17 protein-coding genes are annotated in these 20,149 nt (G+C 60.4%); all 17 read left to right on the top strand.

Going from position 1 to position 20,149, the window contains the following annotated elements; all coding sequences use genetic code 11:
- Nucleotides 1-9: 9 nt before the first annotated feature.
- The gene (locus OIL88_07130) at nt 10-387 is read left to right on the top strand and encodes a diacylglycerol kinase family protein (protein ID HJI72131.1); all 378 of its coding nucleotides are present in this window, start codon (nt 10-12) and stop codon (nt 385-387) included.
- 12 nt (nt 388-399) lie between these two features.
- Nucleotides 400-1,470, top strand: a complete 1,071-nt coding sequence (gene era, locus OIL88_07125) for a GTPase Era (GenBank protein ID HJI72130.1) — start codon at nt 400-402, stop codon at nt 1,468-1,470.
- Between the two features lie 9 nt (nt 1,471-1,479).
- Entirely contained in the window at nt 1,480-2,229 is a 750-nt protein-coding gene (gene recO, locus OIL88_07120; GenBank protein HJI72129.1) for a DNA repair protein RecO, read from the top strand.
- A 138-nt stretch (nt 2,230-2,367) separates the two neighbouring features.
- Complete coding sequence (gene rpsO / locus OIL88_07115) at nt 2,368-2,646, top strand: 30S ribosomal protein S15 (protein ID HJI72128.1); 279 nt, start codon at nt 2,368-2,370, stop codon at nt 2,644-2,646.
- 149 nt (nt 2,647-2,795) lie between these two features.
- The gene (locus OIL88_07110) at nt 2,796-5,042 is read left to right on the top strand and encodes a polyribonucleotide nucleotidyltransferase (GenBank protein HJI72127.1); all 2,247 of its coding nucleotides are present in this window, start codon (nt 2,796-2,798) and stop codon (nt 5,040-5,042) included.
- Nucleotides 5,043-5,695: 653 nt separating this feature from the next.
- Nucleotides 5,696-7,366, top strand: a complete 1,671-nt coding sequence (locus OIL88_07105; protein ID HJI72126.1) for a ribonuclease J — start codon at nt 5,696-5,698, stop codon at nt 7,364-7,366.
- Nucleotide 7,367: 1 nt separating this feature from the next.
- Nucleotides 7,368-10,145 carry a DNA translocase FtsK gene (locus tag OIL88_07100; GenBank protein HJI72125.1) on the top strand — a complete coding sequence of 926 codons (2,778 nt, stop codon included), beginning with the start codon at nt 7,368-7,370 and terminating at the stop codon, nt 10,143-10,145.
- Nucleotides 10,145-11,656 carry a helix-turn-helix domain-containing protein gene (locus tag OIL88_07095; GenBank protein ID HJI72124.1) on the top strand — a complete coding sequence of 504 codons (1,512 nt, stop codon included), beginning with the start codon at nt 10,145-10,147 and terminating at the stop codon, nt 11,654-11,656. The genes OIL88_07100 and OIL88_07095 overlap by 1 nt, the downstream gene beginning before the upstream one ends.
- Before the next feature lie 26 nt (nt 11,657-11,682).
- On the top strand, nt 11,683-12,180 hold the full coding sequence (locus tag OIL88_07090) for a YajQ family cyclic di-GMP-binding protein (protein HJI72123.1): 498 nt from the start codon (nt 11,683-11,685) through the stop codon (nt 12,178-12,180).
- Between the two features lie 27 nt (nt 12,181-12,207).
- Nucleotides 12,208-13,557 carry a 30S ribosomal protein S12 methylthiotransferase RimO gene (rimO, locus tag OIL88_07085; protein HJI72122.1) on the top strand — a complete coding sequence of 450 codons (1,350 nt, stop codon included), beginning with the start codon at nt 12,208-12,210 and terminating at the stop codon, nt 13,555-13,557.
- A gap of 9 nt (nt 13,558-13,566) precedes the next feature.
- Nucleotides 13,567-14,205 (top strand): CDP-diacylglycerol--glycerol-3-phosphate 3-phosphatidyltransferase, encoded by a 639-nt coding sequence (pgsA, locus tag OIL88_07080; protein HJI72121.1) that lies wholly within the window; start codon nt 13,567-13,569, stop codon nt 14,203-14,205.
- Nucleotides 14,206-14,217: 12 nt separating this feature from the next.
- Complete coding sequence (locus OIL88_07075; GenBank protein ID HJI72120.1) at nt 14,218-14,748, top strand: CinA family protein; 531 nt, start codon at nt 14,218-14,220, stop codon at nt 14,746-14,748.
- Between the two features lie 323 nt (nt 14,749-15,071).
- Entirely contained in the window at nt 15,072-16,154 is a 1,083-nt protein-coding gene (recA, locus tag OIL88_07070) for a recombinase RecA (GenBank protein HJI72119.1), read from the top strand.
- Nucleotides 16,155-16,165: 11 nt separating this feature from the next.
- Nucleotides 16,166-16,858: a recombination regulator RecX gene (locus OIL88_07065; protein HJI72118.1), complete on the top strand. Its 693-nt coding sequence runs from the start codon at nt 16,166-16,168 to the stop codon at nt 16,856-16,858.
- 257 nt (nt 16,859-17,115) lie between these two features.
- Nucleotides 17,116-18,666, top strand: a complete 1,551-nt coding sequence (gene rny / locus OIL88_07060) for a ribonuclease Y (GenBank protein ID HJI72117.1) — start codon at nt 17,116-17,118, stop codon at nt 18,664-18,666.
- A gap of 1 nt (nt 18,667) precedes the next feature.
- Nucleotides 18,668-19,753 (top strand): ATP-binding protein, encoded by a 1,086-nt coding sequence (locus OIL88_07055; protein HJI72116.1) that lies wholly within the window; start codon nt 18,668-18,670, stop codon nt 19,751-19,753.
- Nucleotides 19,754-19,827: 74 nt separating this feature from the next.
- The gene (locus OIL88_07050) at nt 19,828-20,145 is read left to right on the top strand and encodes a stage V sporulation protein S (GenBank protein ID HJI72115.1); all 318 of its coding nucleotides are present in this window, start codon (nt 19,828-19,830) and stop codon (nt 20,143-20,145) included.
- The last annotated feature ends 4 nt before the right edge of the window (nt 20,146-20,149 follow it).

The following is a 20,149-nucleotide window of genomic DNA, read 5'->3' as shown; positions in this document are numbered from 1 at the left end:
GAGCCGTCTATGATTCCCGGATCGAACAAGGACCATCCGTCCTTTTTAAAGTCGTTCTCCTACGCCATGGAGGGCTTCGTCACCGCCGTCAAGACCGAGCGCAACATTAAGGTCATGCTCGTGGCCGGTGTGTGTACCGTCATTGCCGGGTGCATCGTGGGACTCGACATTGCCGAGTGGGGTACGGTCATCATCTGCTGCGGCCTGGTGATTCACGGCGAGCTGTGCAATACCGCCATGGAGGCGATTGTCGACCTGGCAACCCAGGAGCTCCATCCGTTGGCCAAGCGTGCGAAGGATATCGCCGCCGCTTCTGTCTACGTTCTTTCCATTACCGCCGCGATTGTGGGCTTGCTGGTGTTTGCCCACGCGCTCGGCTTTATTTAGAAAGGGATTCCCATGTCCGACAATATGCAGCCTGCCGATGAGATTCTGAACGACGAGGTCCTGGACGAGGTTGAGGATACCGATTCTTTTGGCGAGGTTGAGGAATTCGACCCGTTTGAGGGTATGAGCGATGAGGAGCTCGACGCTCTTTGTGACGCGGATGAGGTGCCCATGGGCTTTGGCGACGTGGAACCCGGCTTCCGCAGCGGCTTTGTTGCCCTGGTCGGTCGTCCCAACGCCGGCAAGTCCACGCTGCTCAACGCCTGCTACGGCAAGAAGGTCGCCATCACCTCTCCGGTGGCCCAGACGACCCGCCGCCGCATGCGTGCCGTGGTCAATCGTCCCGGCTACCAGCTGGTCTTCGTTGATACCCCGGGTATTCATAAGCCCAAGGACGGCCTGGGCTCCGAGCTTAACAAGAGCGCCCTGTTCGAGCTCAACGACGTCGACGTCGTCGCGTTTTTGATCGATGCCACCAAGCCCATCGGCAGGGGAGACGCCTGGGTCGCCGAGCGTGTCAAGAATGCCCGCAGCAAGAAGGTCCTGGTGCTCACCAAGGCCGACGAGGCCGATCCCGTCCAGGTCATGGAGCAGCTCAAGGCCGCCCATGAGCTCATGGAGTATGACGACGAGATCGTGACGTCGTCGGTCAAGAACTTCAACGTCGATGCGTTTATCGAGACTGTCGCGCACTTTTTGCCCGAGGGCCCGCGCTGGTTCCCCGAGGATATGGGCACCGACGCCTCCGACGAGACGCTCGTTGCCGAGTTTGTGCGCGAGAAGGTCCTTCGTCGCACCCGCGACGAGATCCCGCACTCCGTTGGTGTTATCTGCGACGCGCTCGAACAGACTAAGAAGGTTCTGCGCGTACACGCCACGATTTACGTGGAGCGCGAGGGCCAGAAGGGTATCATCATCGGCAAGGGCGGCGAGATGATCAAGCATATCGGCATCGACGCGCGTCGTGACCTTGAGCGTATCTTTGGCACCCAGGTCTTTTTGGAGCTGGACGTGAAGGTCAAGGCCGGCTGGCGCGACGACGAGGCGCAGATCCGCCGCTTCGGCTACAACGCGGAGGACTAGTCCGCGTCAATGGCAGGCTCTCGCACATATCGCACGAAGGTGCTCGTCCTCGACAAGACCAAGCTCAAGGAAACTGACCTGATCTTGACGATGCTCGACGAGCGGGGGCGTCAGGTGCGTGCCGTGGCTAAGGGCGCGCGTAAGCCCGGCGGTCGCCTGGCGGCTCGCTGCGAGCTGTTCTGTACCGTGGATATGCTGCTGGCGCACGGCCGCTCGCTAGACGTAGTTTCTCAGGCGGAGCTTATGGAGGCGCCGCTTGGGGCCACCCCCGATTACGAGACGACCTGCGCCGCCAGCGCCATTGCCGAGGTCGCTCGCGTGTGCTCGTTCGAAGATGCCGAGGACCCCTTTACTTTTGCCATCACGCAGCGAGCGCTCACGCTTGTTGGCAGCGGGCTCGATTCGGCGCATATGGACCTGCTCGTGGCGGCGTTTGTCTTTAAGCTGCTATCGCACATTGGCTATCGCCCCGATTTCTCGGCTTGTGTCTCGTGCGGCGACCCCATGCTCTCGTATTTCTCGGCCCAGGCGGGCGGGCTTCTGTGCGGGTCGTGCGCCTCGAGCGTGCCTGGCGCCGAGTTGGTATCGGTCGGCGAGGTCGCATGGCTGCGCGCCCTTATGTCCATGACGTTCGATGCCCTTATGGCCGAGCAGATCGATCCGCATACGGCGGCGTTTTTGCTGGGGCTTTCGCATGTTTGGGCCGCCACGCACACCGACCAGCGCCTCCGTGCGATGGAATTCATGTTGGGTCGGTGATGATGCGCAGGCGCGGGCCGCTTGTGGTAACATACCGACCTGTTGGTACCTCGATCTTGGATGCTCGCTCCACCGGCGGCTTCCCAGTCCGAGGCGAATAGAGTCGCCCGCGGGCGACGCGAAACGAAAGGTGAAACAATGACTGTTTCCAAAGAGCGCAAGGCGGAGCTGACCGCCCAGTTCGGTAACTCCCCGGTCGACACCGGTAACCCCAAGGTTCAGGTCGCCATCCTGTCCGAGCGCATCAAGGAGCTGACCGAGCACATGAAGTCCCACCAGAAGGACTTCCACACCCGTCGTGGCCTGCTCATGCTCGTCGGCCGTCGTCGTCGTCTTCTCTCCTACATCAAGAAGAACGACATCGTCGAGTACCGTGAGCTCATCAAGGCTCTGGGCATCCGCGACAACATCCAGTAGGATTTGTACATGCTAAGAGCGTCCTGCGCAGCGGGGCGCTCTTTTTGTGTAAGGGCGTGAACAATCACGCTCTGAAGCGTGGCGGGGGCAGGGGGCCCGCGTCACATGAGAAGCCCGCAGGCAAGGGGCCTGTGGGGTAAAGGAGAACAATGACACTCGTATCCAAGACCTTTGAGCTGTACGGCAAGACCTACACCTTCGAGTCCGGCGAGCTTGCCAAGCAGGCTACCGGCGCCTGCCTGGTCAAGCAGGGTGACACCACGATGCTCGACACCGTGGTCGTCTCCAAGGAGCGTAAGAACTACGACTTCTTCCCGCTGACCGTCGACTTCAACGAGAAGATGTACGCTGCCGGTCGCATCCCGGGTGGCTACCTCAAGCGTGAGGGCCGTCCCAGCGAGAAGGCCACGCTCACGGCCCGCATGATCGACCGCCCGATTCGCCCGAGCTTCCCGGACGGTTTCCGCAACGAGGTGCACATCGTTGCCACCTCGCTCGTTGCCGACCAGGTCAACCCCTTCGACGTCATCAACGTCATGGGCGCCTCCCTGGCCATGACGCTCGGCGGCGTGCCCTTCGAGGGCCCACTCGCCTGCGTGCGTATCGGCCGCAACGTGGAGACTGGCGAGTTTATCGTCAACCCCACCTATGAGGAGCGCGAGAACTCCGACTTGGACCTTGAGCTGGGCGGTTCTGCCGACTTTATCTCGATGGTCGAGGCCGGTGCCGAGGAGATCTCCGAGGACGACATGCTCGCCGCTATGAAGTTTGGCCAGGAGGCCCTCGCTGCCTTCTGCCAGGCCCAGGACGAGTTCGTCGCCGAGTGGGAGCAGGTTAACGGTGCCATCGTCAAGAAGGAGTACCCGCTCGACCAGCCCGTCGAGGAGGTCCAGGAGCGCATCTTTGCCCACTACGACGAGATGGCTGCTGCCCTGCGCGACGCCGACAAGCTTTCCCGCATCGGTAAGGTCGAGGCTCTGAAGGAGTCCATCCGTGCCGAGTTCACCGAGGAGGAGCAGGCCGCTTGGGAGCGCGAGATCCCCGTGGCGCTCAAGAAGCTCGAGAAGAAGGCCATGCGCACCATGGTCGTCGAGACCGGCGAGCGCGTCGACGGCCGTGCTGCCGACGAGATCCGTCCCATCATGGTGAAGGACAACTACCTGCCGCTCGTTCACGGCTCCGGCCTGTTCCAGCGTGGCCAGACCCAGGTGCTCTCCGTCCTGTCGCTCGGCATGCTCAATGAGGGCCAGCGTCTGGATACCATCGAGCCCACCGAGGGCAAGCGCTACATGCACCACTACAACTTCCCGCCTTTCTGCACCGGCGAGACCGGCCGCATGGGCAGCCCCAAGCGCCGCGAGATCGGCCATGGCAATCTGGCCGAGCGCGCTCTGCTTCCGGTGCTTCCCGATGAGAACGAGTTCCCCTACGCCATCCGCGTCGTCTCCGAGGTCATGGAGTCCAACGGCTCCTCTTCGATGGCTTCGACCTGCGGCTCCACGCTCGCCCTTATGGACGGCGGCGTGCCCATTAAGCGCCCGGTCTCCGGTATCGCCATGGGCCTGATCCAGGAGGAGGGCAAGACCGTGGTCCTGTCCGACATCCAGGGTCTCGAGGACTTCCTTGGCGACATGGACTTTAAGGTCACCGGCACCACCGAGGGCATTACCGCCCTGCAGATGGACAACAAGGCCACCGGCCTTACCTTCGACATCTTGGCCCGCGCCCTGCAGCAGGCCAAGGAGGGTCGCGCCTTCATCCTTCAGAAGATGCTCGATGTGATCCCCGAGCCGCGCCACACCACGCGCAGCACTGCTCCGCGCATCGTTTCCATCCAGGTTCCGACCGACAAGATCCGCGACGTCATCGGTTCCGGCGGTAAGGTCATCCGCGGTATCCAGGACGAGACCGGCGCCTCGGTCGACATCCAGGAGGACGGCACCGTCTTTGTCGGCGGCACCGGCGAGTCCGTCGACCAGGCCGTCGAGCGTATCAAGCTCATCATCAAGGTTCCCGAGCCGGGCGAGGAGTACACCGGTCGTGTGGTCTCCATCCAGCCCTTCGGCGCCTTCGTCAACCTGCTGCCCGGTAAGGACGGCCTGCTGCACATCTCCCGCGTCGCCAAGGGCCGCGTGGAGAAGGTCGAGGACGTCCTCAATGTTGGCGACGAGGTCAAGGTCGTCGTCATCGAGGTCGACGATCGTGGCAAGATCTCGCTCGATCGTCTTGACAAGCCCGAGGCCCCGGCTCGCGCCGAGGGTGCCTCCGAGGGCGACGGCGAGCACTTCCAGCGTCGTGGGCGTCCGCGTCGCGAGCGCTCCGAGCGCAGCGACCGTCCGCGCCGTCCCGGCGACAACGGAGGCCGCAAGCCCCGCCGTCACCACGACGCCGAGTAACAGCCGTACATAAGCAGCTCAACAAGGGCGACTCCGGACAGGGGTCGCCCTTTTGCTATTCCCGGCGGGGTCCGCGGGTAAAGTTTCCTGCTCTACAGTCCTGCTCGCACGGAGAGCACATTAAGTGCTCTCCGGCTCGTGCGGAACTCGCGATAAACTTTACCCGCGGCCCCCGCTGGGAATAGCAAAAGGGCTGGTGGATGTGGGTTGCGATTTTGTCAGATGTTCAATTCAGTTTTCCTTTTTTCTGAATTGTCGATAGCTGCACAGCCGGCATATCCCCAGATAAAACCGTCCAAAATAAATTTGTCCCTTTTTGGCAGGTCTGGGGCCATCGGGGGCCGGGGCGGGTTAAGTTTGTCGCGAGTTCCGCACGCAAAGGAAAGCACTTAATGTGCTTTCCGTCTTGCGCAGGACTGTAGAGCAGCAAACTTAACCCGCCCCGGCCCCCGATGGCCCCAGACCGGCGGGATAGACCGGTTCAGATGGGGCTTTGATGCATGGGTGGTCTGTTGTTGTGCAAATGGGTATCATACTGTGGTTATTGCATCGACTCTGCGATGCGTGTTTGTACGTTCCCGGCGGTCGGTTTGCCAGAAGCGCCCCGTCGGTTGTTCCAGACCCGTTTCGAAGAAAGGAAACCACACTAACCTATGGCAGCTAAAAAATCATCTCCCTTGAAGATCATCCCGCTCGGCGGTCTTGACGGCATCGGCAAGAACATGACGGTCTTCGAGTGCGGCGACGACATGGTGCTCGTCGACGCCGGTCTTATGTTCCCCGACGACTCCCAGCCCGGTATCGACCTGGTGCTTCCCGACTACACCTATGTTCTAGAGAACGAGGAGAAGCTCCGCGGTATCGTCGTCACCCACGGCCACGAGGACCACACCGGTTCGCTTCCGTATCTGCTGCAGGACCTCAACAATAAGGTGCCCATCTTCTCGAGCAAGCTGACGCTTGGCTTTATCGAGGGCAAGCTTTCTGAGTTCCGCATCCGCGCGCCTAAGTTCCGCGAGGTCAAGGGCGGCAGCCATGTCAACCTCGGCGGCATCTCGCTCGACTTCTTCTCGATGACGCACTCCATCCCCGGCGCTCTGGGCGTGTTCATCCGCACCAATCAGGGCACCGTTATGCACACGGGTGACTTTAAGCTTGACCAGACGCCCATCGACGGCGTCACGCCCGACTATGCCGCTATCAGCCGCTTTGCCAAGCAGGGCATCGACCTGCTGCTTTCCGACTCTACCAACGCCACGGTTCCCGGCTTTACCAAGTCCGAGGCCGAGGTTGGTCCCAACCTGCTGCACGCCATCAAGAACGCCCCGGGTCGCGTGTTCGTCGCGTCGTTCTCGAGCCACATCCATCGTTTGCAGCAGATCTGCGATGCCGCCCGCAAGTGCGGCCGTAAGGTCGTCGTGACCGGTCGCTCCATGCTCACGAACACCCGCGTGGCGCGCGAGCTGGGCTACCTCAACATCGATGACGCTGATATCATCGATGCCTTCGACATTGATAACCTGCCCGACGACAAGATTGTCGTCATGTGCACCGGTTCGCAGGGCGAGCCGCTGTCGGCCCTGTCCCGCATGGCCAATGGCGAGCACAAGACGCTCTCCATCCATGAGGGCGATACCGTTATCCTCTCGGCAACTCCTGTTCCCGGCAATGAGAAAGCCGTCCAGCAGGTCGTCAACAGCCTTGCCAAGCTCGGCTGCGACGTGTGGGATAAGAACCGCGCTCTCGTTCACGTCTCCGGTCACGGTAGCCAGGAGGAGCTCAAGCTCCTGATTGCCATGGCCAAGCCCACGTACTTTATGCCGGTTCACGGTGAGGCCGTGCATCTTCGCGCCCATGCCCAGCTGGCCCGTAAGATGGGTCTCAAGGACGATCATATCTTTATCCTCGATAACGGTGACACGCTCGAGATGCGTGGCGGCATCGTCAAGCGCGGCACGCCCGTCGAGTCCGGCGTCGTCTACGTCGACGGTCTGCGCATCGGCGATACCGACCCCATCGTCCTGCGCGATCGCCAGAAGCTCGCCAACGACGGTATGGTTACGGCTGTCGCCATCGTCTCGCTCAAGCACAAGAAGATCGAGGCCATCGAGTTCTCGGGCCGCGGCGTTTCGTTTGCCATCGACGACCAGTTCTCCGAGGATGCCTCCGCGTCCATCATGAAGACGATCGAGAAGGGCAAGTTCAGCTTTACCAGCAGCGGTTCCGACGCCATTCGCAAGGCCGTGCGCGACTCGCTCTCCAACTTTATCTGGAGCCGTACGCGCACTCGCCCGATGATCATCCCGGTCGTCATGGAGGTTTAGTTTGGCGCGCGGATCTGCACAAAACGCCAAAGGCAATAAGGCCAACAACCAACCGGCATCTGCTAAGGGTGCCGGTTCCCATCTTCGTGCCAATAAGGGCCATGAGGCAGACTTCGACGATTTTGAGCCCTTGGTCGAGCCTTCGGCCAATCGCGATATCGCCGGTGTGGTCATCGCCGTTTTGGCGATCGCGTCCTTCATTGCCGTGATCTCTCCGGCAACAGCGCCCGTGACGGCTGCGGTTGCCGGTTTCTACCACCTGGGCTTTGGTCTGGGCGCCTACGTGCTGCCGATCGTCATCTTGCTGTTTGCCGCCACGCTCTTTTTGGGTGAGGACTCGCCGCTCAACGTGCGCTCTGTTGCGGGCGGCGCCTTGGTCTTTATCGCCGTCGTCTCCATTCTTTCGCTGATGGTGCCGGGCACGAGCGATTCGTGCGACCTTATGTTTACGCCGCAGAACCTTTCCGTGTCGGGCGGCTACATTGGCGCCTTTATCGCAAGTGCCTTGCAAAACGCCCTGGGTAAACCTATCGCCATGGTTGTCTTGCTGGGGCTTGTCGTCGTTGGTTTGGTCATTATCGGCTTTTCGGTGGGTGGCGTTTTGCGCTCCGCACGCGATCGCGCTGCCGATTTTGCCGAGCGTCGACGTGCCGATGTCAATGCGAGCCCGTGGGGCGATGAAGAGGCCCTGTCTGTTCCCGGCGTCGCTCGTCCGCACCTGAGCATTCTGCGCCAGAAGGGGACTGACGCCGCGGTGACCACGGTCATGGGTGGCGATGTCGACTTGGTTTTGGATGACGACGAGGACGATGACCCATTTGTCGACGTATCCGAGTCGGTTGAAGCCGAGCGCGCCAAGACCACGCTGCTGCCGCGCCGCCATGCCAAGAAGGGCAAGGCTGCGCCCAAGCTCAACACAAGCGAGCCCGACCCGTCTTGGTCCGATAGCGAGATTGAGCTCACCGAGGGTGACGACGAGGACGACGAGGCTCCGCTCGAGACCGCCAAGACAACCTTGCTGCCGCGTCGCCACGCCAAGCGCGGGCAGGTCGCTGGACAGCTTTCGATGGAAGACGATCCGGACAAGGTTGACGAGTCCGAGCCGCCGTTTGCCGTGAACCCTGTTTCGGCCGCACCTCAGATTCCCGACTTCTTAAAGCATCCCAAGGTTGCCGATGCGCCTGCCACGAGTGCTGTCGAATCGGCTGCGGCTCGTGATGGGGGAGCGGACGGCGGCGCCGCAGATAACGAGGGCGAAGAAGAGGACGGCCTCAAGCTTCCGCCGCTCGAAATCCTACATGCCAACCCGCAGTCGGCTTCTGCCGCGTCTTCGGATAAGGAGCTGGAGCAGACCGCTGAGTCACTGCAATCCACCTTGCTTGAGTTTGGCCGCAGTGCCCGCGTGGTCGGCTGGATCGCCGGCCCCACGGTGACGACCTTTAAGCTGCAACCTGGCGAGGGCGAGCGCGTGAGCAAGATTTCGAGCCTCGAGGACGATATTGCGCTTTCGCTCGCCGCCCAGTCGGTTCGTATCTTTGCCCCGATCCCCGGCACCTCGCTCGTGGGCATCGAGATTCCCAACCGCAAGCGCCAGAACGTCAATCTGGGCGACGTGCTGCCCTATGTGAAGGGCGGTCCGCTCGAGCTTGCCATCGGCCGCGACGCCGAGGGCACGCCGGTCGTCGCCGACCTCGCCAAGATGCCTCACCTGTTGATCGCCGGTACGACCGGTTCTGGTAAGTCGGTGATGATCAATTCCATCATCACGACCTTGCTCATGCGCGCCCTTCCCGAGGACGTTCGCCTGATCATGGTCGACCCCAAGCGCGTCGAGCTTGCGGGCTATAACGGTCTGCCGCATCTCTATGTGCCCGTGGTGACCGAGCCCAAGCAGGCCGCGAGCGCCCTGCAGTGGGCCGTGTCCGAAATGGAGCGTCGCCTGAAGGTATTCGAACGCCTCAACGTCCGTAAGATTTCGACCTATAACGAAAAGCAGGCCGCCGGCGAGTTTGAGCATTACGACAACCCGCCGCAAAAGATGCCCTACCTGGTCATTATCATTGACGAGCTCTCTGACCTGATGATGGTCGCCGGTAAGGATGTCGAGGCCTCGATCGTGCGTATTGCACAGCTGGGCCGTGCCGCCGGTATTCACCTTATCGTTGCCACGCAGCGCCCCAGCTCCAACGTGGTGACGGGCCTCATCAAGGCCAACATCACCAACCGTATCGCCTTTAACGTCGCCACGGGCATCGACTCGCGCGTCATCATCGACCAGATGGGTGCCGAAAAGCTCACCGGTTTGGGTGACATGCTGTTCTCTAAGGTCGACTGGGGCAAGCCCCGCCGTATTCAGGGCTGCTTTGTCTCGGATGATGAAATCAATGAGATCGTCGAGTTCGTCAAGTCGCAGAGCGAGCCCGACTACCACGAGGAGATCCTGTCTGCCGTGGCGCCCGCTTCCATGTCCATGGCGGGTGGCGGCGGCATTGTCCGTACCGGAGTCGCCGAGCCGCAAGACGATGATCCGCTCATTTGGGAAGCCGCCCATATTGTGGTGGAATCGCAGCTTGGCTCCACATCTGGCCTGCAACGTCGTCTGAAGGTTGGCTATGCGCGTGCCGGGCGTATTATGGATATGCTGGAAGAAAAGGGTGTCGTCGGCCCGCCCGACGGTTCCAAGCCGCGCGAGGTCCTGTTGGACGAGGAGGGGCTTGCCGCGCTGGAGTCTGTCGACGCCGAGATGGCACGTGAAGATCGTGAGTTTGGAGGATTCTGATGGCTGCACGCTTTGGTGACATGCTGCTTGAGCAGCGTCGCCGAATGGGCCTTTCCATTCAGCAAGTCGCCAACACCATCAAAATCAGGCCGCAGATCATCGAGTTTTTCGAGACCGGTAACTTTGCTTCGATGCCGCCGCGCGGCTATGCGCAGGGCATGATTTCGAGCTATGCTCGCTTTTTGGGCCTCAATCCGCGCGAGGTCGTCAATGCCTACTTTGACGACCTGATGGCATACGAACGCGAGACGTCGCAGCAGGGCGGTCGTTTTCAGGACGCCGCCGGCTACGTCAATTCGCGCTCCTCGGTCGATAACGGGCGCTTCCTGATGGTTCAGGGCGGTCGTTCGACCCGCTATGGACAGCGTCCTCAGCAGGCCGGTTATATTACCGAGACGGGTTCGGGCGAGGAGATTCGCTCACAGCGTGACCGGTTCCGCAGTACGCCGATGCCCGAGGACCGTGCACTTCCCGCTGCCCGCGGCGTGGCGCGTGACCCTCGTGCCGGCTACGGCGACGGCGGCTATTCCGATCGCGGTTTCCGTGGTGCCTCTACGGGACGCTCTCGCGGTGGCTATGCGGATGCCGATACCACGCAGGTGACGCCGCGTCTTCGCTCTCAATCACAGTCGTATGGCCAGCGCTCTTCGGCTCCGCGTTCGGGCCAACGTGGCTATCAAGGCCGCGGTGAACTTGCGCCCCGCTCGGGTCAGCGCAGCCTTCAGGGCCAGGGCGGCTATCGCGGCCGTTCCGATAGCAATCGTGGTCGTATGCCTCAGGGAGGCGGCCGCAGCAGTTCCGGTCGTGGACGCGGCGGATCCCGTACTCCTCAAAACAACGGGCTCGATCCGCGTATCGTCTACGCCGGCATCGGTGCCGTTGCGCTGCTGTTGATTGTGCTCATCGTGGTGCTTCTGCGCGGCTGCGGCTCCTCGGCGCCCGAGGCGACGCCTGAGCCGCCCGCTGCCACCAAGACAACGACTAAGAAGTCTTCCAAGAAGACCGAAACGGTCGACGAGGACGAAGACACCGATGAGGCGACGGATGGGTCGACCGATTCGGACGCCACCAAGACGACGGCTAAAAAGGAAGAGAACGAGGTAACGAAGGTCAAGGTCTCCGTTGCCAAGGGAAAGACCGCGTGGATTGAGGTCAAGGTCGACGGCAAGTCGGTCTATGGCGCCCAGGCGACTGGTCCCTTTGAGCGGGAGTACACGCCCGAGTCCTCGATCGAGATCACCACGTCAAAGCCTTCCGATGTCACCGTTACCAAGAACGGTGAAAAGGTCCGTTACGATACCAAGACTTCCGGCGTGGCGCGTGTGACGATCACCGTTCCCAAGAAGGAGACGACTGATTCCGAGAATGGTGAAAGTTCTGATGGTACCGACACCACCGATGGCACCGATACCACCGACGGTACCGATGCCCAGTCCACGGATGGCGCCGATACCGCAACTGACGGTCAGACGCCCGCCGATTCTACCGACTATTCGTACGATAGCTACTAAGCCGCTCGTACGCGAAAGGAAACATCATGGCTAAAGATTCCAGCTTCGACGTCGTGTCCGAGGTCAACATGCAAGAGGTCGACAACGCCTTTCAGCAGACCACGCGCGAGATTTCTCAGCGCTATGACCTTAAGGATTCCGGCGCCACGATCGAGCTTTCGAAGGGCGACAAGCTCTTTACGATCAACGCCCCGGCCGACTTTGTCTCCAAGCAGATTGTCGACGTGCTGAGCTCCAAGCTCATCAAGCGCGGCATCGACCTCAAGGCTGTCTCGTGGGATGCTCCGCAGGCGGCATCGGGCGGCACCGTGCGCGTGCTCGGCCATATCGTCGAGGGTATCGACCAGACGACCGCCAAGAAGATCAACAAGGACATCAAGGACCAAAAGCTCAAGGTCAAGGTGACCATCGAGGCCGACAAGCTGCGTGTTTCCTCTGCTTCGAAGGACGCGTTGCAGACCGTGATCCAGTTTCTGCGCGACCAGGACTACGGCCAGCCGCTGCAGTTCACCAACTACCGCTAATATCATTCGAAAGGACCGCTCTCCAACATGGATACACCGTTGGGCTCCGTGCTCTACATCACCCTCGGCTGCGCTAAGAACGAGGTTGACACCGACCGCATGCGTTCTCTTTTGACCGCCGCAGGCTACGAAGAGGCATTCGACCCGCAGGATGCCGATATCGCCATCGTCAATACATGCTCGTTCCTCGCCTCCGCAACGTCCGAGAGCATCGAGACCACGCTCGAGCTCGCCAACGAGGTTCAGGACGGCGTTCGTTCTTGCCCCATCGTCATGTGCGGCTGTGTGCCGTCGCGCTATGGCGACGACCTGCCTGACGAGCTGCCCGAGGTCGCTGCCTTTGTGAAGGCCGACGAGGAGGACGGCATCGTAGCGGTCATCGATGGCGTACTGGGTGTCGAGCGTGAGATCGCAGCCTATATTCCGCAGGTCAAGCGTACCGTCGAGGGTGCCGTTGCCTACGTCAAGATTTCCGATGGCTGCAACCGTTTCTGCAGCTTCTGCATGATCCCCTACATCCGCGGTCGCTATCACTCGCGTAATGCCGAGAGCATTATCTCCGAGGTGCGCGACCTGGTTGCCGGCGGTGTGCGCGAGATCGTGCTGATCGGCCAGGACACGGGTATTTGGGGTAACGACTTTGCCGACGAGGACGTCGCCGAGGGCTCGCCGCGCAATCTGGCGCAGCTGCTGCGTGCCGTCGCCGAGGCCGTGCGTCCGCAGAACGTCTGGGTCCGTGTTCTCTACCTGCAGCCCGAGGGCATGACCGACGAGCTTATCGAGACGATTCGCGATACCCCCGAGGTGCTACCCTATATCGATATCCCCGTGCAGCACTGCGACGCACGCATCCTTAAGGCCATGCGTCGCTCCGGTTCGCGCCAGGAGCTCGAGGACCTGTTCCACGATCTACGTGAGCGCATCCCCGACATCGTGATCCGTTCCACGGCCATGGTTGGCTTCCCGACCGAGACCGACGACGAGTTCCGCGACCTTATCGACTTTATGGACACCGTCGGCTTTGACTACACGAGCGTCTTTGCCTACTCGCAGGAGGAGGGCAGCCTGGCCGCCAAGATGGAGGGCCAGGTCGACGAAGAGGTCAAGCTCGAGCGCGCCCAGGAGGCCATGGACCTGGCCGAGTCGCTCGGTTTTGCCGCCACCGCCGCACATGTGGGCGAGCGCGCCCAGGTGATCGTCGACGGTATCGAAGAGACCGAGGACGGCGCCGAGCTGATCGGACATGCCTGGTTCCAGGCGCCTGATTCCGATGGCGCGGTGCATCTGGATGCCAGCGAGGCATCTGTGGGCGATATTCTGACGGTCGAGTTTACCGATAGCTTCTGCTATGAGCTTATCGGCCATGTTGTGGAGTAGGAGAGCGTCGTGGCAAACGAGAGCAATAAGGAACTGACGAGTGTTTGGACGCCCGCCAACATCGTGACGTGCGTTCGCATCGTCTTTATCCCGGTGTTCATGATCGTGTCGGCGCTTTCTCACACGAGTGTTGCCGGTACAGATTGGAGCACCTTCGACGGCCCGCTCGCCGCCGCTGCCTTCATTCTGTACGTCATCCTGTCGTGCACCGATAAGGTTGACGGCTATCTGGCGCGCTCGCGCAACGAGATTACCGACTTCGGTAAATTCTTGGATCCCATCGCCGACAAGCTGCTCGTGTTCTCGGCCTTGCTGCTGTTCTTGGACTTTGGCGCCGTGTCGGTTTGGTCCGTGTTCATCATCTTGTTCCGCGAGCTGTTGGTAAGCGCCCTGCGCATGGTTGCGAGTGCCGCCGGCGTGGTCGTTGCCGCCGATAAGCTTGGCAAGTACAAGACGGCGACCACGATGGTCTCCATTTGCGGTTACCTGTGTGTCTTTGCGATGGCCGGCTTGCACCTTGGCCCGCTGGTGCTGACGCTCGGCATCTACTCGGTGTCGCGCTTCCTGTACGCCGTTGCCGTTGTCCTGACCGTTATCTCGGGCGCCCAATACTTCTGGAACTGCCGCAAGATCGTCTTTTCGGTCTAGGTCCTGGTGGGTATGACGGACTCTTTTGATCAGATTTCCGCACATAACGAGGAGCTGGCGCGTCATATTGTCGAGCGCGCGAGCGCTCGGGGCGTGACGGTTTCGACGGCTGAGTCGCTGACAGCGGGTATGATCGCCTCGACGATTGCCGATATCCCGGGCGCCTCGGCGGTGCTGCGTGGCGGTGCGGTGACCTACTGCGATGAGATCAAGCATCGCGTTTTGGGTGTTGATCAGGAGACGCTCGACCGCTATACCGCGGTGTCGCATCAGACCGCGCGCGAGATGGCGGCGGGTTCGCTGGAGCTGTACCAGAGCGATATTGCAGTGAGCGCAACGGGTTATGCCGGCCCCGGCGGCGGCACTGAGGACGATCCGGCTGGCACTTTCTATATTGGCTGGGCGTATCGCGCGGCTGATGGGGAAGTGCCGGTCGTGGACTCTGTGCGCTGCCACTATGAGGGCGACCGTTCGTGTGTTCGTGCCCATGCGGTCGCGGAGGCATTGGGACGCATTGCCCTTGTGCTCAACTCTATGGAATAGACGTGTTTTCAGGGGCCTTAGGGCCCCTTAATTGTGGAGATAGGGACCCCTGACGAATTTAGCGTTTGCGCTGGTTATAGGTGTATTCTTGCCTTCCTTGTTCTTATTCGGCCCTTTGTGGTCAAGCATTTGGTCAGTGTTTGGTCGGCGTTTGGTTGGGTTTTGGAAAGACTGCCTGCATATGATTTATCTGAACGGTTGACCACGAACAGCCGTTCGTTTATTATCGATGCAGGTTGTTAAGAGGAGGGCTTTTCATGGCCAAGAATTCAGGTCCCGTACGTACCGTTCATGCTCGCACGACGGGTAAAGAGCGCGATGAGATGATCGCCACCACCAAGGCCGAGATCGAGAAGAAATTCGGCCAGGGTTCCATCATGAGGTACGGCGACGGTGGCCCCGAGCTCGAGGTCGAGGCCATCCCTACGGGCGCTCTGGCACTCGATGCCGCTCTGGGTATCGGCGGTGTGCCGCGCGGCCGCATCGTCGAGATTTACGGTCCTGAGTCCTCCGGTAAGACGACGCTTTCGCTTGAGATCCTGGCCGAGGCCCAGGCAATGGGTGGCGTGGTGGCATTTATCGATGCCGAGCACGCGCTCGATCCCACGTATGCCGCGCGCATTGGCGTGGATATCGACGAGGTACTGATTTCCCAGCCTGATACGGGTGAGCAGGCGCTCGAGATTGTTGACATGCTCGTGCGTTCCGGCGCCATCGATGCCATCGTCGTCGACTCCGTCGCCGCGCTGACCCCGCGTGCCGAGATCGAGGGAGAGATCGGCGATACCACGGTCGGTTTGCAAGCTCGCCTGATGAGTCAGGCGCTCCGCAAGCTCGCCGGCTCGCTGTCCAAGTCCAACACGACATGCATCTTCATTAACCAGCTGCGAGAGAAGATCGGCGTCATGTTCGGCAACCCCGAGACCACGACGGGCGGCCGCGCCCTTAAGTTCTTCTCTTCGGTGCGTATCGACATTCGCCGCATCGACAGCATTAAGCTTAAGGATGAGGTTATCGGTAACCGCGTGCGCGCCAAGGTCGTTAAGAACAAGGTGGCAGCTCCGTTCCGTTCTGCTGAGTTCGACATCATGTACGGTACGGGCATCTCTAAGGAGGGCTCGATTCTGGACATGGCTGTCGAGTGCGGCATCTGCAAGAAGATGGGCTCCTGGTTTGCCTATGGCGAGGACAAGCTCGGCAACGGTCGCGAGGCCGCCAAGGCGTTCCTGCGCGAACACCCTGATTGCGCCGACGAGATTGAGCATAAGGTCCGCCTTGCCTGCGGGCTTGAGTTTGACGACGATGCTCCATCCGAGGTCGAGCTGACCGATCAGCCTGCGCCTGAGGAGTTTGACGAGCTTTACGCCATCGATGGTTCCGCCATGCTCGATGATGACGACGAGTAGCGGTTACGCTCATGTCGTATACGGTGACCGAGGCCACGGTCGTCTTTCCCGATAAGAAGGCGGCCTCCTCGTTCTCGAGCGGGTATGCGTCCAAAAAGCCTTGCGCACATATCGATTGTGAGCTTGAGGGCGGTTTTGAGCGGTCCATTTGGATTCCCGTGCGGGTCGCGCGCCTGTATGTCAAAAATCGCCCCGATCTTCCCTGTGATTGGGATAACTTTCGTGAAGCGGTGCAGCTCATCGAGCGTAAATGTGCACTTACCATGGTGACCGAGATGCTATCGCGACGCGACCATGCGACGGGTGAGGTCCGTGACAAGTTGGCACGCTACGGCTTTCGCCAGCCCGCGATCGATTTCGCCGTCGAGCGCGCCACCGAGTATCGCTTTTTAGACGAGAACCGCTTTTGCTCGTACTTTATCGAGGAACGCAAGCGGCGCGGTTGGGGACAGCGTAAAATCGAGACCGAGCTCAAGCGCCGTCATGTCGTGCTCGATGACATTCCCGGTTATCCCGAGGATTATTTTGCCGTCGAAGACGATTTGGCGCGTGCGTCAGCCCTGCTCGCCAAGCGGCGTGTTCCAGAGACGCGCGGATTCGAAAAACTGGTTCGGTTTTTGATGGGCAAGGGCTTCTCGTATCACATCGCCGCCGATGCCGTTAAGGCACGTCTCGATGCCGAACGTGAGGAATGTGCGGTTTAGGCGTATGCGTTTTGTGGCCCTGCCGTTCACCGCGTTTTAGCCGCCGTGCTGGGGCCATTTATTTGACAGTTGTTGTGGTTCAACGTACGATAAATACTGTCATTTGCTTTGTGATATGTGCTCATCTGTGATGAGTTTGTTTATATGTTTATCTGTATCCGACCCGCATAAGCTGCGCCCATATTACTCAAATGTCGCGAGCCGTTCGTAAGGACGGTTCGCTTTGTTGTGTAACGAATCCATAAAAAGGAGTGAGCATGCCTATCATCGCAGCGCTCGTTGGCATCATTTTGGGTGCCATCGCCGCCATTGCCTACATGCGCACCGCCAAGCAGGGTAGTCTTCACGAGGCCGACGAAAAAATCCAGTCGGCACACGCACAGGCTGAGTCCCTGATCGGTGATGCTAAGCGTCAGGCCGAGACCCTCAAAAAAGAGGCTCTGCTCGAGGCTAAAGAGGAGATCATCAAGAACAAGCAGGCCGCTGAGGCTGAGGACAAGCAGCGTAAGAACGAGATTCGTACGCTCGAGAACCGCGTGATGCAGCGCGAGGAATCCCTCGATCGCCGCAACGACGCTCTCGACAAGCGCGAGCATCAGCTGTCCAGCCAGGCCGGTCAGGTCGAGAAGCGCTCCCGTGAGCTCGAGGAGCTCTGCGCAAAGCAGACCTCCGAGCTCGAGCGTATCGCCGACCTTACCCGCGAGGACGCCCACAAGGAGCTCCTCGATAAGGTTCGCGGCGAGGTCACCCACGAGGCCGCCACGATCATTCGCGAGTCCGAGCAGCAGGTTCGCGCCGAGTGCCACAAGACCGCCCAGGAGATTCTGTCTCTGGCGATTCAGCGCTGCGCTGCCGATCACACTGCCGAGGTCACCGTTACCTCCGTGCACATTCCCTCTGATGACCTCAAGGGCCGTATCATCGGTCGCGAGGGTCGCAACATCCGGACCTTCGAGCAGGTTTCCGGCGTCAACCTCGTGATCGACGACACGCCCGAGACCGTCGTTCTTTCGAGCTTCGACCCGGTCCGTCGTGAGACCGCCCGTGTCGCCCTCGAGAACCTCATCGCCGACGGCCGCATTCACCCTGCCCGTATCGAGGAGATGTATCACAAGGCCGCCGACCTGGTTCAGCAGCGCGTGCGCGAGGCTGGCGAGCAGGCTGCCTTCGATACCGGCATCCACGATCTGCACCCCGAGATCGTCAAGACCCTTGGTGCCCTGCGCTACCGTACCTCGTTTGGTCAGAACGTGCTTCAGCATTCCCTCGAGGTCTCTGATCTGTGCGGCGTGATGGCTTCCGAGCTTGGCCTGGACGTTGTGACCGCCAAGCGCGCCGGCCTGCTTCATGACCTGGGCAAGGCAATCGACCACGACGTCGAGGGCCCGCATGCCGTCATCGGCGCCGAGCTTGCCCGCCGTTATGGCGAGAAGCCCGTTATCGTCCACGCTATTGAGGCTCACCATGCCGATGTCGATCCCAACACGGTGCTCGATGTCCTGGTGCAGGCCGCCGATGCTGTCTCTGCCTCTCGCCCCGGTGCCCGTCGCGAGTCTGCCGAGAACTACATCAAGCGTCTTGAGAAGCTCGAGGAGATCGCCAACTCTCATGACGGCGTCGAACGTACCTATGCCATGCAGGCTGGTCGCGAGGTCCACGTCATGGTCCAGCCGGACAAGATTTCCGATGCCCAGTCCACGGTTCTGGCTCACGATATCGCCCATCAGATCGAGGAAGAGATGGAGTATCCCGGTCAGGTGCGCGTCGTCGTGATTCGCGAGAGCCGCGCTGTCGATATCGCTAAATAACATGAGCGACGCGAACGAGCTCATCTCATTTATCGCGTCGATGTCGGGGGAGGGCAACCTTCGCGTCGAGGAGAACCTTGGCGAGGGGTATGTCCGCCTCCGCGTTTCGGAGGCCGAGCGGCGCCAGGCTAAGCACGACATTCAGCATGTCGAGGACATCGTCATCGAAATGCTCCGTAATGCTCGCGATGCCGGCGCCGACAAGGTCTATCTCGCCACGACCAAGGAAGATGGCGTCCGCACGCTTGTCTTTCTGGATAACGGTTCTGGCGTTCCGCAGGATATGCAAGAGCGAATCTTTGATGCCCGCGTTACCTCCAAGCTCGAGAGCATGAAGATGGACCGTTGGGGCGTTCACGGTCGTGGCATGGCATTGTTTTCGATCAAGCAGAACACCGACGAGGCCCGTGTGGTCACGTCCGGCGTCGATCTTGGTTCAGCCTTTAAGGTGAGCGTTGCGGCCGACCGCCTCAGTGAGCGTGCCGATCAGTCCAGCTGGCCCCAGGCCGTCAAGGATGAGGACGGACGTTATGTCTGCGCTCGCGGCCCACATAATATTATTCGCGCTGCTTGTGAGTTTGCGCTCGAGGAGTTGCGTGGTTGCGATGTCTATCTTGGTTCTCCGTCTGAGATTGCCGCGACCCTTTATGCTCAAGCGTCAAGTCGGCTCGATACGTCTCGTCTCCTGTTCATTGATGACGAGAGTGAGCTTCCGGTTGTCGATCGTTTAGGCCTTGCCTCTGATGCCGAGGACTTTATCCGTATCTGTTCGGGTTTGGGTCTTGAGATGTCCGAGCGCACGGCCCATCGCATTTTGGCAGGGCAGATTAAGCCCGTTCGCGGTGTGACTGCGCGTCTGCTGCGCGAGCGTGACTCATCCTCGCATGCGCCGGCTCCTGTCGATCTCGCGAAGGATCGTCGTGGGCTGCGTATTGCCAAGGATGACATGGCACAGTTTTCGCGTGCTGTGGAGCGCGACTTTAATGATCTTGCCGCCCGGTACTATCTCAATCTTTGCGGCGACCCAAAGATCCGTGTTTCGCGTGATCGAATCACTGTGACCTTCGATCTTGCCAAAGAGGAATAGTGCCTTTACCGAGTCCACTCGGTACGATAAAGTTATTGCAGTTAAAACGTACTTTTAAACGCAGGAGTTTCTTCATGGATTGCCTGAAGGTATCAAGCAAATCATCGCCCGCGTCCGTTGCCGGCGCCATCGCCGGCATGGTCAAGGATGGTGTACCCGTCAACATCCAGTGTGTTGGCGCCGGTGCGGTCAACCAGGCCATAAAGGCCGTGGCTATTGCGCGCGGTTTTTTGATTCCAACCGGATTTGATATTTCCTGCGCGCCCGTGTTCTCTGACATCCTTATTAACGGGGAGTCGCGCACGGCCATCCGTCTTTCTATTTACGTTCACCAGATCAATCGAGCTGCTATGGATAACGTCGTCATGGATGATGTTAAGCCTGTGGCATAGCTTC

The sequence above is a fragment of the Coriobacteriaceae bacterium genome, assembly GCA_025992855.1.
Taxonomy (GTDB): Bacteria; Actinomycetota; Coriobacteriia; order Coriobacteriales; family Coriobacteriaceae; genus Collinsella.
The sequence above is the reverse complement of the archived record's forward strand: the minus strand, read 5'-3'. Positions and strand labels throughout refer to the sequence as shown.

Excerpts from the sequence above, each read along its gene's own strand:
- recO (HJI72129.1), top strand. The coding sequence starts at position 1,480 with ATGGCAGGCTCTCGCACATATCGCACGAAGGTGCTCGTCCTCGACAAG.
- OIL88_07105 (HJI72126.1), top strand. The coding sequence starts at position 5,696 with ATGGCAGCTAAAAAATCATCTCCCTTGAAGATCATCCCGCTCGGCGGT.
- rimO (HJI72122.1), top strand. The coding sequence starts at position 12,208 with ATGGATACACCGTTGGGCTCCGTGCTCTACATCACCCTCGGCTGCGCT.
- OIL88_07050 (HJI72115.1), top strand. The coding sequence starts at position 19,828 with ATGGATTGCCTGAAGGTATCAAGCAAATCATCGCCCGCGTCCGTTGCC.
- OIL88_07075 (HJI72120.1), top strand. The coding sequence starts at position 14,218 with ATGACGGACTCTTTTGATCAGATTTCCGCACATAACGAGGAGCTGGCG.
- rny (HJI72117.1), top strand. The coding sequence starts at position 17,116 with ATGCCTATCATCGCAGCGCTCGTTGGCATCATTTTGGGTGCCATCGCC.
- OIL88_07130 (HJI72131.1), top strand. The coding sequence starts at position 10 with ATGATTCCCGGATCGAACAAGGACCATCCGTCCTTTTTAAAGTCGTTC.
- era (HJI72130.1), top strand. The coding sequence starts at position 400 with ATGTCCGACAATATGCAGCCTGCCGATGAGATTCTGAACGACGAGGTC.
- recA (HJI72119.1), top strand. The coding sequence starts at position 15,072 with ATGATCGCCACCACCAAGGCCGAGATCGAGAAGAAATTCGGCCAGGGT.
- OIL88_07055 (HJI72116.1), top strand. The coding sequence starts at position 18,668 with ATGAGCGACGCGAACGAGCTCATCTCATTTATCGCGTCGATGTCGGGG.
- OIL88_07065 (HJI72118.1), top strand. The coding sequence starts at position 16,166 with ATGTCGTATACGGTGACCGAGGCCACGGTCGTCTTTCCCGATAAGAAG.
- OIL88_07110 (HJI72127.1), top strand. The coding sequence starts at position 2,796 with ATGACACTCGTATCCAAGACCTTTGAGCTGTACGGCAAGACCTACACC.
- OIL88_07095 (HJI72124.1), top strand. The coding sequence starts at position 10,145 with ATGGCTGCACGCTTTGGTGACATGCTGCTTGAGCAGCGTCGCCGAATG.
- OIL88_07090 (HJI72123.1), top strand. The coding sequence starts at position 11,683 with ATGGCTAAAGATTCCAGCTTCGACGTCGTGTCCGAGGTCAACATGCAA.
- rpsO (HJI72128.1), top strand. The coding sequence starts at position 2,368 with ATGACTGTTTCCAAAGAGCGCAAGGCGGAGCTGACCGCCCAGTTCGGT.